9 protein-coding genes are annotated in these 13,911 nt (G+C 71.8%); all 9 read right to left on the minus strand.

Annotation, left to right across the window (positions count from 1 at the left end; genetic code table 11):
* Positions 1-24: 24 nt before the first annotated feature.
* Positions 25-672: a hypothetical protein gene (locus ABZ312_RS09500; RefSeq protein WP_500437018.1), complete on the minus strand. Its 648-nt coding sequence runs from the start codon at positions 670-672 to the stop codon at positions 25-27.
* The gene (locus ABZ312_RS09505; RefSeq protein WP_500437020.1) at positions 672-1,322 is read right to left on the minus strand and encodes a hypothetical protein; all 651 of its coding nucleotides are present in this window, start codon (positions 1,320-1,322) and stop codon (positions 672-674) included. The genes ABZ312_RS09500 and ABZ312_RS09505 overlap by 1 nt, the downstream gene beginning before the upstream one ends.
* Positions 1,322-2,008, minus strand: coding sequence for a hypothetical protein (locus ABZ312_RS09510; protein WP_500437022.1), 687 nt, complete (start codon positions 2,006-2,008; stop codon positions 1,322-1,324). Before ABZ312_RS09510 ends, ABZ312_RS09505 begins: the two co-directional genes overlap by 1 nt.
* A complete protein-coding gene (locus tag ABZ312_RS09515; RefSeq protein WP_500437023.1) occupies positions 2,008-2,190 on the minus strand; it encodes a hypothetical protein in 183 nt (60 codons plus the stop codon). The genes ABZ312_RS09510 and ABZ312_RS09515 overlap by 1 nt, the downstream gene beginning before the upstream one ends.
* Positions 2,191-2,255: 65 nt before the next feature.
* Positions 2,256-6,767 (minus strand): hypothetical protein, encoded by a 4,512-nt coding sequence (locus tag ABZ312_RS09520; protein WP_500437025.1) that lies wholly within the window; start codon positions 6,765-6,767, stop codon positions 2,256-2,258.
* Positions 6,764-10,726 carry a hypothetical protein gene (locus ABZ312_RS09525; RefSeq protein WP_500437027.1) on the minus strand — a complete coding sequence of 1,321 codons (3,963 nt, stop codon included), beginning with the start codon at positions 10,724-10,726 and terminating at the stop codon, positions 6,764-6,766. The genes ABZ312_RS09520 and ABZ312_RS09525 overlap by 4 nt, the downstream gene beginning before the upstream one ends.
* Before the next feature lie 3 nt (positions 10,727-10,729).
* Positions 10,730-11,221 (minus strand): hypothetical protein, encoded by a 492-nt coding sequence (locus ABZ312_RS09530; RefSeq protein ID WP_500437028.1) that lies wholly within the window; start codon positions 11,219-11,221, stop codon positions 10,730-10,732.
* Positions 11,218-12,051, minus strand: a complete 834-nt coding sequence (locus ABZ312_RS09535) for a cupin (RefSeq protein WP_500437030.1) — start codon at positions 12,049-12,051, stop codon at positions 11,218-11,220. The genes ABZ312_RS09530 and ABZ312_RS09535 overlap by 4 nt, the downstream gene beginning before the upstream one ends.
* A gap of 76 nt (positions 12,052-12,127) precedes the next feature.
* Positions 12,128-13,771, minus strand: a complete 1,644-nt coding sequence (locus tag ABZ312_RS09540; RefSeq protein ID WP_500324216.1) for a major capsid protein — start codon at positions 13,769-13,771, stop codon at positions 12,128-12,130.
* Positions 13,772-13,911 lie beyond the last annotated feature (140 nt).

Raw genomic sequence — 13,911 nt, forward strand, 5'->3', positions numbered from 1 at the left:
CCGATGTCGCCTCCGTGCCGATCACTAGTCGCTGACCTTTCGGAAGCGGAAGTTCGTGGCCCAGACGACTTTCTGGGAGGTGATTCCGGAGTCGGTACGCCAGGACCCCTCAACCCGGATCGTTGTCGGGCCGGCCACCTGGTACAGCGCCCCGGCGGAGGCGTTGGCCTGGATGCCGTTCGTGCCGGTGGCGTTCTGGTCGGTGAACAGGATGATGCGCCGTGCACTCAGCGGGATCGCGGCACCGGCCGTGACGTTGAAGATCTGGGCGTCGATGATGGCGTTGGTGACGCCGGCTCCCCACGCGATGGACCCCTGTACGTCGGCGACCACCTCGTAGACGCCGGCCTCGGGGAGCACCAGTTGCGCCCCGGTGACGGGAACCCACGTGTTGGCGGGAGCCCCGTCCAGGGCCACGACCCCGGAGGTCTGCCCGGAGACGGTTGTGAGCCGGGCGCCCACGGTCCAGGTCTCCGGGCAGGCTCCGGCGGCCGGTGCCTGGACGTCGATGTCTACGGAGCGCGCCGTGCCGACTGCCCCGCCCGGGGCGATGCCCTGGAGGACGGCGCGCGGCACGAGGAGCCCGCCCACCGTCCGGGTTAGGGCGTTGCACGGCGCAGGGTCCACGGGTGCGTCGACGCGGTACGTGCGCCCGCCGCAACTTCCGGCCATCAATCGCTCACCTTCACAAAGCCGAGGCGTGGCCCTGCTAGGAGGGCCTGGGTGGAGTCGTTGAAGCCGACGTGCTGCCGCTGCCCTTCCACGCGGATCGTCGTCGCTCCGGTGACGGTGAGGAACGTGTTGAGGCTGCCAGCGTTCTGCAGGGACATCACCGTGCCACCGCCGGGATCGTTGATGTTGCCGAACTGGATCCGCCGGTTGGTGCCGGGCACGGGTGCCCCCGCCGTGACGTTGAACAGACGGGCGTTGATCGCCACCGCCCACGGCGTGGTCGCTGCGATGTGCGAATAGAGGTCTGCGGACAGGGCGTACGTCCCGGCCTCGGGCAGCACGACTTGCGCACCGGTCGCCACCCATGTCCCGGATGCAGCGGCTTGGAGATCCGTGTCTGCCCCAAACGCTTCACCGCTGACGGGGGTGAGGCGCGCCCCGACCGTCCAGGTCTCCGGGCAGGCGCCAGCGGCCGGTGCCTGAACGTCGACGTCGACCGAGCGGGTGGCCGAGACCGCGCCACCGGGGGCGATGCCTTGGAGGACTGCGCGCGGCATGAGGAGCCCGCCCGCCGTCTGCTGGAGGGCGTTACATCCGGCCGGGTCCAGCGCCATCGCCCCGCCGCGCAGCGCGGCATCCGTACCGGTCATCAGTCGCTGATCTTTGTGAAGCCCAGGCGGGTGTTTCCCGTCTGGATGGCGGTGACGTTCACCGCCGCGCCGTTGATGGTGTTCCGGTTGGCCTGGATGCCGATGGTCGTCGGCCCCGTTGCTGTCACGAACTTGTGGAAGGTGGAGAGCGCGACCTGCGTGGTCTGGCCGCTGCTCGGGGATGCCTCGTTGACCTGCTGCACGGTGTAGTCCGTGTTCGGGATGGCGTTGCCGCCGGTGAGGTTGAACAGGCGGGCGGAGATGTTGACGGCGAACGGCGTGGTGACCGCCCCTCGGGCGATGGAGGATCGCACGGTCGCGGTGACCTCGTAGACGCCGGCCTCGGGGAGCACCACCGTCAGGCCGGTGTTCACCCAGGTGTCGTTGGCGACGGGGACCAGGTCCACGATGGCCGGGAGGAAGGACTCCCCGAGCACGGGCGTGAGCCGCGCCCCGACCTGCCAGGTTGCGGGGCAGGCGCCGGCCGCCGGGGCGGTCACGTCCACGTCCACGGAGCGCTCGGCGGAGACGGCGCCGCCGGGGGCGATGCCTTGGAGGGCGACGGACGGCACGAGGAGGCCGCTCGCCGACTCGGTCAGCGCGTTGCAGGGCGCGGGGTCGACGGTGGCCGCCGAGGAGCCGGAGCGCACGACCATGGTTCCGCCGCCGCAGCACTTACCGGCCATCAGTCACCGTCCACAGTCGAGGCGTCGGCGGCGGTGGGCAGGCTCGCCAGGTAGGCGGCTTCGTCCACCTCCTCGTATCCGAGATCCAGGTAAGGCGCGGCGTCCCGCAGGTTGTAGACCACCTGGACGCCCTCCCCCTGCTTGGCGAAGTAGCGGGGGTTCGGGGTGGGCTCGTCACTCATGACGGCTTGTCTCCTCACGGCTGGAGGGGCCGCCGCCCAGGGCGTGGGCGGCGGCCCCGGGCGGGTCAGCGGAAGGTGTAGTTCAGGAGGTAGGAGGCGGCGGCCGAGGCGCCGGCGAAGGAGGCCGCCGCCAGGGCGCTGTCCTCGTCCTTGGCGACGGACCACGTCATCGTGGTCCCGGCCGGGATCGGCACGGCGCTGCCGTCCGTCATGGTCACGTTCACCGCGCCCGCCAGGACGGTCAGGCTGACGCTCTGCAGGCCGGGGAAGCTCCCGGCGAGGTTCTGGGCTACGGTGCCCGTCACGGCGCGCACGCCCGTGCTCAGCGGGCTCGGTGCGGCGTCCTCCTCGACGGTGCACTCCACCGGGGCGACGGGCGTGTACGGCTGGGACGGGTCGCCGTCCAGGTAGGTGCCGAGGAGGACCGGGGCGGCGCCGCCGCAGGGGTCGACGGCCCACAGCTCGGTGTACATGACGTCACCGATGCCGTCGCCGGTGGTGTCGTCACAGCCGCACCGCTCCACCACCTGCTTGGCGCAGTCGGTGGTGCTGCCGCCTGCCGCGCCAGCGCATGGTGCCACATGCCAGCCGTCCGGGACGGCGTCCTGGCGCTGCCCGTCCTCGTCCAGGTAGTAGAGCGAGTCATCGCAGCAGACCATCCGCGTCCAGGAGCGGGTCTCGGGGATGACCTCGTACGTGACCTTGAGGTGCACCATCAGGCCGGAGCCGCCGCCGACGGTCTCCTCCACGTCGAGGTAGAGGAAGTTCCGTCCGGCCTGCGCGCCCGGGATGGTGGCGGGGCCGAACGTGTACGTCGTCCCGTTGTGCGTGGCCGTCGCCGGCAGGCTCTGCCAGGCACCGTTGTTGAGGCGGAACGCGCGGCCGATCTGGTCGGCGTTGAACACCGTGGCCTGGATCTGGATGGTCGCCGGGTCGGCGTTGTCCGGCAGGTCGAAGAACGCGCGGGGGTACCAGTGCGCGTTGAGGAGCGACGGCCCCTCGTTCGGCTGGGCAGGGCTGGACTGCGCGGAGGCGCCGTTCGGGTGCGGGCTCACCCACCACGCCGGGCGGGCGGTGTCGGAGTCCACGACCGACCACGCGCCCGAGTACTGGAACTCGTACATGTCGTACCAGGGCGGATTGGCCGCCGTCAGGTCCGTGGTCCACTTCCACACCGGGTCCACCGAGTTGTCGTTCAGGTGGCCCTCGTTGGAGATGAACTCGACTTCCTGCGTCGGGTCCTGCTGGATGCAGACCTGGACCGGCTGGCAGCAGGACTCCGGCTCGGGCGGCGCGGGAGGCTCGCACACCCCGGCGATCCCGGCCACCGTGTAGGGGGTGATGCCGTCGAGGAGGGTGTCCGTGACGGTGGCGGTGCCGTCACAGGAGCGGCAGATCTGCCGAAGGAACGGCCCTCCGGGCAGGACCGACACGGCGCCGGCCCAGTAGGTGAAGAACACGCCGCACGCGGCGACGCGGCTGTTGGGCGCCGGTGCGGTGGTGAAGGAGGTGACCGCACTGGCAGTACGGAACCGGGCGCTGCTCGCGATCCGCGGGTCCGTCACGTACGAGCACGGGTCGGTCGGTGCGGCGTCCGAGGTGCGGGTCAGGACTCCGGTGGTCTCGTTGTAGGAGTAGCCGTCCGGCAGGCTCACGACTTCCAGCCCCGGCGGGAGCTGTGCGTGGCTGATCGTCGGGTCCGTCGCGAAGTAGCGGACGTATACCGAGAACTCCACGATCGAGGGCCGGGAGAACGTCCACTTTGTCGGTGCTGTGACGGCGTGGGGGAAGGAATGCAGTCCCCACCAGGAGCCGTCAGCGTTGCTGAGGTTGGCCGCCATCGCCGTGGTGTTCGTGGCGCCGGTGGACGTCCAGCCGACGCCGTTGGACAGGGTGCCGGATGCGGCGGTCCCGGTGATCGTGACCGGCGCGGCGGTGGGCACATCGCACAGCACCAGCGTTTCGCAGTCGCGGCACTCGCTGCTGCCGCAGCTCGTGGTGGGGGGCACGCATTGGGCGACGTCGCCGCTCACCGTGTACGGGGCGCCGTCCAGGTCGGTGTCCGTGACGGACAGGACCGTGCCGGTGGAGCACGCGGTCCGGATGGTGCGGAGGAACTGGGTGCCGCAGCCCGCGGCGGGGGCGAGGGTGGCGGTGACCGCGAACTGGTCGGCGATCCACGTCTTCTCGCCGCCGTTCTCGTCGTGGGTCTCCAGGTCCAGCGAAACGGCCAGGTCCCCGGACAGCAGCTTGTCGTACGAGACGGTGGCGGTGGCCGTGAGGTCGCGGCAGGACGGGAAGTTCCCGGACGCGCCGACGTTGGACAGCGTCAAGTTCGCGAGCGTGGTCGCCGGGGTGGTGCTGGCGTCCACGATCCGCCACCGGCCGCAGGTGAGCACGCCAAGGACGGGGCCCTGGTTGCAGGCGCGGCCCGTGACGGTGATCGTGACGTCGCCGGCCGGGCCGCACGGCGGGCACTCCACCGCAGCGGCGCCGATGCTGGCGGCGATGTACCGGTGCGTGCCCGAGTTGCCCGTGCCCTCGCCGCCGACAGGCGGGGCGAAGGTGACGGCGCCGCCGTCCCAGAACGGCTGTCCGGGTGCCAGGTTGACCCGCTTCACGTTGCCGTCGGGCGGGTTCGGCTGGAACAGCGGCGTCGGGTCGGTGTCGGTGAACGTCAGGAGCGGCCCGAGGTCGACCGGCGTCGAGTCGCACAGGACGAGCGACGACTCCGTGACGCACGGCTCGGCGCACGCGCCGACCGTGCCCGTCACCGCGTAGGGGGCGGTGCCGCCGAGGTCGGTGTCCAGGACGCTGATGACCGCGCCGGTGCAGTCCCGGCACACGGTGCGCAGGAAGCTGACCGGGTCGGCGCCGTCGACCGTGTCGCACAGGACGACGGCCTCGCAGTTCCGGCACTCGGCGGGCGCCTCGGTGGGCGAGCACTGGCCGACCTCGCCGGTGACGGTGTAGGGGGCGCCGTCCAGGGTCGTGTCCGTGGTGGAGACGACGTCACCGGTCACGCAGTCCGTGACCAGCGTCCGGAGGAACTGGGTGCTGCTGGTGGCTTCGCAGCCCTCCAGCACGAGGGAGGCGTCGAACTGGTCGGCCGTCCACGACTTGGCGCCGAGGTGGTAGGTCTCCAGGATCAGCGCCACCCGGATGTCGCCGGCGGCGATGTCGGCGGCCGTGACGGGCGCGGATACGGTGAGCGTCCCCTGCCAGCCGACCGGCGCCCACTCCAGCGCGTTGTGCGTGGCGATGGCCGTCGTGCCCCGGAAGAGGCGCAGCGCGCCGTCCCATGCCTGGCCGGTGTCCGGGCCGTTGTTGCGGACGCGGACAGAGATCGTCAGCGTGCCGGATGCCCCATCACAGGCGCTCATGTCGGCCGTGATCTGGCCGACGGCGCTGAGGTGCTGCTGGGCCGGTCCGGGCCCGGCCGGATAGGCGAACGTGCCACCCGACCACAGGGCCGTGTAGGGGCCGGGGTGGTTCTGGAACTGGGTCTGCCCGACCGCGGCGACGTTGCTGTCCACCATCGTCGGCGTGATCTCCGACGAGGAGTCGGCGGGCACGTCGCACACGAGGACCGTGGAGGAGTTCCGGCACTCCGCGTGGCAGACGCCGACGGTGCCCGTCGGGACGTACGCCGTGCCGTCCAGGAGGTAATCCGAGTGGCCGGTGATCGCGCCGAGTTCGTCACGCCGGTAGTCCCGGATGAACGCGGTCGACGTGCCGTCGACGGCGACATCGCAGAGCTGGACGAGGTCCTGCTCCGGCTGCTCGACCCCGACCGGGCACGTGGTGATCGTGCCGGTCGGGGTGTAGGTGCCGCCGGTGGTCGCGTCGACGAGGCGGACGGAGTCGATCGTGCCGTCCGCCGCGTAGCTGTACTCGATCAGGACCAGGCCGACGACCTCGCCGGTGCCGTCCACGTCGCAGAACGTCCCCGAGACCTGGACGCTCTGGGAGTCGCCGCACGCCACGGTGCCGGCCGGGGGCGCCCCGGCGGAGAACGCGCCGGTGGTCAGGTTGATCCAGCCCTCGGAGGTGACCACGCCGTCGCAGTCCCGGACCACAGTGACGGCGATCGGGGTCCCGTCGGCGAGGCACAGTCCGACCGTGGCGGTCGGGGTGGTCGGCGACTCGCAGTCCGGGGAAGACGGGCAGGCGCCGACCGTGCCGGTGACGGTGTAGTCGGCGCCGTCGAGGGTGCGGTCCAGGGTGCCGAGGAGCGCGCCCTCGCAGTCGTAGGTGGTGGCCCGCACGAAGTGCGTCAGGGTGCCGTCGGGGGCCTCGTCGCACAGGACCAGCGCGGACGTGGTGGCGTTGCAGCCGTCCGGCTGGCAGGGCTGGAGAGTGCCGACCGGGGTGTACGCGGCGCCAGTGACCGGGTTGACGGTGCGCGTGCCGACCCGGTCACCGGTGTTCGTGTCGTAGATCGGCTCAACCAGCGCGACGCCGGCGACCGTGCCGTCCGGCAGGACATCGCACAGCAGGACGGTCTCCACGTCCACGCGGGGCGTGGCGGCCGCCCCCGAGACAATGACGGGCCCCTGCCCGCAGCATCCACTCATGACAGGGTCACTCCTTGGGTCCACGTGACGGTGACGGTGCCGCTATCGGCGGTGATGGTGAGCGGGCCGGTCAGGGCGGCGTCCTCGGCGCGGGCGACGCTCCAGGTGGCCGCCTCGCCGGTGTGCAGGGTGCTGGCCCCGTCGCTGGTGGTGATCGTTCCGGTGCCGCCGTGCGCGACGGCGGTCACGGACTGGAGGGCCACCACCGCAGTGGCGTCCCAGGAGGCTCCGGAGCTGAGTTCGATCCGGTGCGCCTGGACGCCGACAGCCGGGTCCGCGCCTTCGTCGACCTGCTCGCAGTCGACCGGGGCGACCGGGGTGTACGGGGCTGAGAGGTCCGGCAGGTAGGTGCCGAGGCTGGTGAGCTGGCCGTCACAGTCGACGCCCAACAGGTCCAGGTATTCGGTGTCGGCGAGGCCGTCGCCGTCGGTGTCGTCGCACCGGCAGCGCTCGAGGACGTTCTGCACGTCGCACGGCGTTACCGACCCGGCAGCCGTGCCGTCACCGGCGCAGTTGCTTGCCTCACCCTCCACAACGTACGGCGTGGTGCCGTCCAGGCCGAGGTCCTGGGTCGAGGTGAGGCCGCCGTCGCAGTCGAAGGTGAAGCGCCGCAGGAACGGTGTCCGCGTGACGGTCAGTACCGCCGTCCGCACCTCCAGCGGCGTGAGGAACAGGTCGCGGTCGTTGATCGGCCCGCCGGTCGTCTGGTCGGTGAACCGGATCGTGACCGCGCCCGTTGCGGGGGCGATGAACGCCAACGGAGGCATGTCCTCGGACAGCACACCGCCGGGGAACACGTTCGACCCGTTGGAGACGTTCCGCGTCCGCGTGGCGAGCACCGTTGCGCCGTCGAGGACATCCAGCCGGTAGATCGCGGCGTTGCCGACCGGGTCGGAGCCTCCCGCGCCGACCCACGCGGACGCGAACCGGAACTCGTACAGCGTGGCCGGGAGCAGCCCGGAGACGAGGAGTTCGGCGACACCGTCAGCCGGCTGGTTGGCCTGGGCGAACCACAGGGTCGTGCCGTTGTTGGCGGCCACCACGTTCCCGGTCAGCGTGAAGTCGCCGGCCGGGGTCGGGATCGGGGCTTGCGGGTCGTAGGTCAGGTCACAGAGCTGGACGACCTCGGTGTCCCCGCACGGCTCGACGACCGTGCCGCCGCTGCCAGTCGGGGTGCACTGGCCGGGCTCGCCGGTGAGCGTGTAGGGCTGCCCGTCGAGGGTGGTGTCTGCGACGGCGGTGACCGCGCCGGTCTCGCAGTCGACGGTGACGGTGCGGAGGAACTGGGTGTCGCATCCGGTCTGGTCGTACGCCGTGGTGGCGGTGAACGCGGAGAGCTGCCAGGCGGTGCGGCGCGGCGGCGGGCAGGTGGCGCCGCTGTCGTCGTAGGCGTCGAACGCGACCAGGGCGACGATGTTCCCGGCGGCGAGATCGGCGGCGGGGACGTCGGCTTCGGCGGTGAGCGTTCCGGACCACCCGGCGGGCGTGTCGAGCGGGGCGAGCGCCAGGGCTACCCGGTTCGTGTCGCCGGGGCCGTTGTAGAGGCCGAGGAAGCCACTGTTCCGGCAGCCGTTGTCGGGGCCGAGCTGGGTGACGTCGACCTGCACCGTCACGCGGGCGGTGCCGGCGTCGCACACTGGCCGCGGCGCCTGGATGACCGCCGCGGCGGTGCGTACGGTTCCGCCCGTTCCCGGCTGCGGACCCGCCGCGTCCGGGAAGACGAGCGTGCCGCCGTCCCAAAGGGTTTGAGCCCCGGGCATGGCCACGCCCGTGGTGTACGGGTAGTACGGCCCCCCAGGGGTGTCTGTGACGGTCGGCGCAGGGTCGCCGTCGGTGGGCAGGTCACACAGGAGCAGTGTGCTGGAGTCCCGGCAGTCCTCCGCCGGCGTCGAGCACGTGCCGACGGTCCCGGCCGGGGCATATGGCGTGACCCCGTCCAGGCCAGTGTCCAGGACCGTGGGGGTAGCCGCGCCGGGCAGGTAGACCAAGTGCCGCAGAAACGGGACCGGATCAGCCCCGCCGACGACGTCGCAGAGCGGGATGACCGCGACGTCCGGCGAGGGCTCCGGCTGCTCCTCGGGGCACACATCCAGGTGGGTACCGCCGGGCATCGCGACCGGGCCCCAGGTGAGCGGGTCGACGTAGTTGACCGACAGCCGGTCGCCGCTCTCGGTGTCGTACCGGACTTCGGCGAGGATGCGTTGGATGATCCCGCCGCTGGCGTTGTCGACAACGCACATCGGCAGCAGTTCGACGTCCACGCCGGGCTCGTCGGCCGAGGCCGGGCAGACGCCGACCGTGCCCGTCACGGTGTACGGGGCGCCGTCGAGGCCGTAGTCCGTGTGCCCGGTGACCGCTCCGGTGATGGGGTCGCGCCGGAAGTCCCGCACGAACGGCACCGAGGAACCGTCCGGCCGGACGTCGCACAGGACCGTCAGGTCCTGGTCGGCGGCGTTCGAGGCGGCCCCGCCCGGGCAGATCCTCAGCTCGCCCTGCAGCGTGTACGTGGTGCCGGTGGCGGGGTCGACCAGGCGCACCGAGGACAGCGACCCGTCCGGGTTGTACTGGTACTCGACGAGGACCAGGCCGAGGACGTCGCCCGTGGCCGGGTCGACGTCGCACAGCAGCCCTGCCAGCTCGAACGCCCGGGAGTCGCCGCACGCCTGCGCCCCGGCCGGAGGCGCGCCCGCACTGTAGGCGCCGGTGGTGAGGTTGAGCCAGCCGTCCTGTGTGACGGTGCCCGCGCAGTCACGGGTGACGATGACCGCAATCGGCGTGCCATCCGCAAGGCACAGGCCGAGCGTCGCCGCCGGGGTCGTAGCTGCCTCGCACTCGGCCTGGGCGGCACAGACACCTGGGGTGCCGGTGACGACGTGCGGGGTGACGCCGTCCAGCTCGACGTCCTCGAAGCTGGCGGTGTCGCCGAGCCAGGAGTAACGGCGCAGGAACGGCCCGGTGTCGTCGCACAGGGTCAGGACTTCGGTCGTCTCGTTGGCGTACTCGCAGTCGACCGGGGCGACTGGCGTGTACGGCACCGACGGGTCGTCCTGGTAGGTGAGGACGAGCTCCGCGGTGCCGTCCGCGTGGACGCACCACAGTTCGCTGTAGGTGGCGTCGGGCTGGCCGTCGCCGTCGGTGTCGTCGCAGCGCTGGCGACAGACGGTGTCGACGCAGTCCGAAGAGGTGTCAGTCTCACAAACGCCGACGGTGCCGGTGACGACGTGCGGGGTCTGCCCGTCGAGGGCGACGTCCTCGTACGTTGCCGTCCCGTTGAGGAAGCTGTAGCGGCGCAGGAACGGGCCGGTGTCGTCGCATAGCGTCACCGTCTCCGACTCGGGGCACCCGTAGGTGCAGTCGACCGGCGCGGTCGGCACGTACGGCACCGACGGGTCGTCCTGGTAGGTGAGGACGAGCTCGGCGGAGCCGTCTTCGTGGATGCACCACAGCTCGCTGTACGTGGCGTCGGCCTGACCGTCGCCGTCGGTGTCGTCGCACCGCTGGCGGCACACGGTGTCGATGCACTCGCCGGCGCAGGGCACGGGCGAGACCGGCACGTAGGGCGTGGACGGGTCGCCCTGGTACGTCAGCAGCAGCTCGGCTGTGCCGTCGGCGCGGACGCACCACAGCTCGCTGTACTCGGTGTCGGCCTGGCCGTCGCCGTCGGTGTCGTCGCACAGGTCGCGCGGCACGATGTCGGCGCACCCGGACTCGCACGGCCCGGCATCGGCAGGCGGAGGCCCGGCGGTGAACGTGCCGGTGGCGGCGTCGATCCAGCCGACGACCTCAGGATCCGGCGCGGCCTCGCCGCACTCGACGCAGCCGGACCGGACGACGAGGAGGACCGTCGAGCCGTCCGCACGGCACAGCGCCGCCGAGGCGATTGACGGCGCGCAGCAGGTGGTGACCTCTACCGGGGTGCTGCCCCCTCCAGGGGCACAGGGGACCGGCTCAACGGGCATGGGTTACGCCTCCGGGTGTGCCTGGCGCTGGTGGAGGTCCCGCCCGCGCTTCGTGGAGAAGTCGCGCGGGCAGCCGCCGCACGCGAACCTGCCGTCGGAGTTGGGCCCTTCGTCCGGGCTTGCGTCGCTCCTGTCACTGTCGTTGGCGTCATCGTCGGCGGGCGCGTCCTCCAGCGGCGCGAAGTCCGGCGGCGGCAGCGGCACCGCATCCGGCCCGTACGCCGAGTCCGGGACAGGCGGCAGCGGCTCTCCGGGGATCCCCTCCCTCTCCGGGACCGCTGCCGCCTGCGGCTCATCAGGTGACACGTACGGCCGTCCGTCGACGACAGCGCCGATCAGCAGCTCCTCCGCGATGTCGGGGAAGAGGCGGGCCGGGACGGCGAACGTGTGCGGGCCGACGGTGCCGACCTTCGGGCGCTGCGCCACGGCCCAGCGGGCGAAGCCGACACGGCGGTCCCTGGTCGGCTGAATGTGGATGAGGTTCCTGCTGCTCACGGGCAAGTCACCACCGAGATGGCGCACACGACGCAGGTCGTGGCGACGACATAGGTCCGCTCGACCAGAACGCGCCGGTCGTTGTTGCGGATGTTGACGGACTGGCCGGGCTGGTCGGGCACGGTCACGGTCGGGCCCCGGCGGACAACGACCGGACCGGTGATGTACAGCCAGGCGGTGCCCGGGTCGGCCGGGATGTTGCCGGGGCCGGTGTTCATCGCCGAGTACCCGGCGCCGATGATCGTGCAGTTTCCGGCAAGGGTCCGCAGGGAGCCGCTGGCGGGGTCCTCGCGGACGAGGTTGCAGCAGCCCAGCAGGGCGGCCGCGCCGGCCGGGACGTGGAGGGTGCCGACGCCGCCGTACGACTCGGCGAGGCAGCCCTCAAGGGCGGCGACGCCCTGCGCGATGTTCACCGGACCCTCGGCCGGGGTGAGGTCGACGGCGCTCGTCGCGAGGTGCTGCGTCCAGAACCCGGCCTCTACGGCCTGCTGCTCGCCGAGCTCCAGCGACGCCTCGGCGTGGGCGCGGGCCTCGGCGTAGGTCCAGCCCATCGTGGAGCACTCCGACCCGGCGTACACCGTGATGGGCTCGGCGTGCTCCAGCTCGGGGCGGCAGAACGTCTTCTGTGCCGGGGCGCCCGGGGACTCGTCATCGTTGATGCACGGGTCTTGCCACACCTGGACGGGGCAGCAGCCCAGCGCGAGCCACTCGACACCCAGCAGCTCGTGGACGTCGTCGACGTCGCGGACGTCCGTGCACGTGTTGAGGATGCCGTGCGGGAGCGCGGTGCCGGGGATGGCCTCGACGTACCTTCGCAGACCTGCGGCCACTGCTCGCCTCCGTGTTCATAGGGGTGTGCCGGGCCCGCGCCTCGGACGGGCCCGGCACGACTGGGGCGGGCAGGGATCAGACTGCGGGGCAGGTCAGGAGCTGCTGGCCGCCGGTGGTGCCCGAGGGGCAGACCGGGACGGTGACGTACCGCGTGTCGACGGAGCGGTCGATGAGCGCGATGCACTCCTCCGCGAACAGCGCGGTGTAGTCGTTCGTGGAGAACTTCGTGCTGTCGTGGATGACGCCGAGGTTGACCTCTTCGCCGCGGCCCAGCTGGAGCTGGCCGGCCGGGTAGATCAGGAACGAGACCTCGTCCGGCCAGGCCGTGGCGGGGGTGGCGCCGCCGATGTCGGTCGGCACGGCCGGGGTCAGGTTGCGGGCCCACTGGATGCGGACGCCGAGCGGGCTGAACACGTCCTGCACGTCGGCGTTGGAGACCTCGTCGATGCTGACGCCGTTACGGCGGGCGATGTCGGCGAGGAACAGGTTCCGCGACCACCACGGGAAGACGACTTCCAGCGAGATCGAGTCACAGAAGCTGTGGCGCTCGATCATGTCGGCGGCCTGCAGCGCAACCGCGGCGAAGATCGCCGACACGGCGCCGAAGGTGGCGGGGATGGCGACCGGCGTGGCGAGGGCGATGGCCTGCGTCCACAGCTCGGAGCGGATGCGGATCTCGTGGGCCACCATCGTGTTGCGGAGGTACCAGGAGACCAGCTCGGGGAAGTGGCGCTGCGTCAGGATGCCCGCCTCGAGGCAGACACCGACCGCGTCACAGCGGACCTCGACCGGGTCCGGGCACGGCACCTTGAAGCAGGGCTTCGTGGCGCCGGAGATGTCGTCGGCCTCGGTGTGGACCCAGGTCAGCGCGCCGACGTCCAGCGACGGGGTCTTGTAGTAGCGCAGGCCACCGCGGGCAAGCTGCACCTCGGGCAGGTCCCACAGCATGTCCGGGCAGGACACGTCGGTGATCTCGTACAGCGTCTCGGACGGGGCGCACCAGCCGCCGGACGCGACAAGGTTGCTCTGCGGCAGGCGCCGCTGGTCGGCCGCGCGCATCGCAACCTCGGTGCCCTCCGGGGCCGACGAGGAGTCGGTGACGATCAGCTCCTGCGGGTACGGGTGCCGGTAGGAGATGACCTGCCCGACGCCGCCGCCCGCCGTCTTGAGGGCGTTCGCGCGGGAGATGATCCCGGCGGTGATCTGGCCGAACTCCAGAGCCGAGCCCGGGGTGTAGCCGGGGACGTCGACCGCCGCGGTGATGGACGTGGTCGGGGCCGGGGGCTCCGGCAGGACACGGGGCTGACGCTGCCGGACGTGCGACAGGTTCAGGGAGCGGCGCGCCATCGACGCGGTCTGCGCCTGCGGGACCGGCTCCGGCTCCACGGGCGCCGGAGGCTCCACAGCGGCGGCGGTGGCCGGCTCGACCACCGGCTCCGGCTCAACCTCGGTCTCCGCGCCGCCCTCGTCGCCGCGGACCTGCGCGGCCAGGGCCTCGATCTCCGCGGCGGCCTCTTCGGCGGCCGTGACCCGGGCGGCCTGCTCGGTGCGGATGGCTTCGACACCGGCCGCCAGCTCGCGCATGCGGACCAGGCCATCGGGGGTGACGTTGTCGGCGGCGGACAGCTGCGCGAAAGCGCCGCGGGCCCCATCGAGGGCCGCTGCCAGCGCATCGTCGTCGAGGGAAGTGATGTCCTCGGGAAGCTCGAACTCCGGCATGGGACGGATCTCCAGTGATCGATCACGATCCGTCCGGCCCATAACCAGCGACGCTGTCCGCCTAGCATAGCCAGACCGTCATGCGAACGATGCGGGAAGCCGAGCTAGGCCAGTGGCCCCGCGGGACTCACCCGGTCGGC

This window comes from Streptomyces sp. NPDC006207 (assembly GCF_040613835.1).
GTDB lineage: Bacteria > Actinomycetota > Actinomycetes > Streptomycetales > Streptomycetaceae > Actinacidiphila.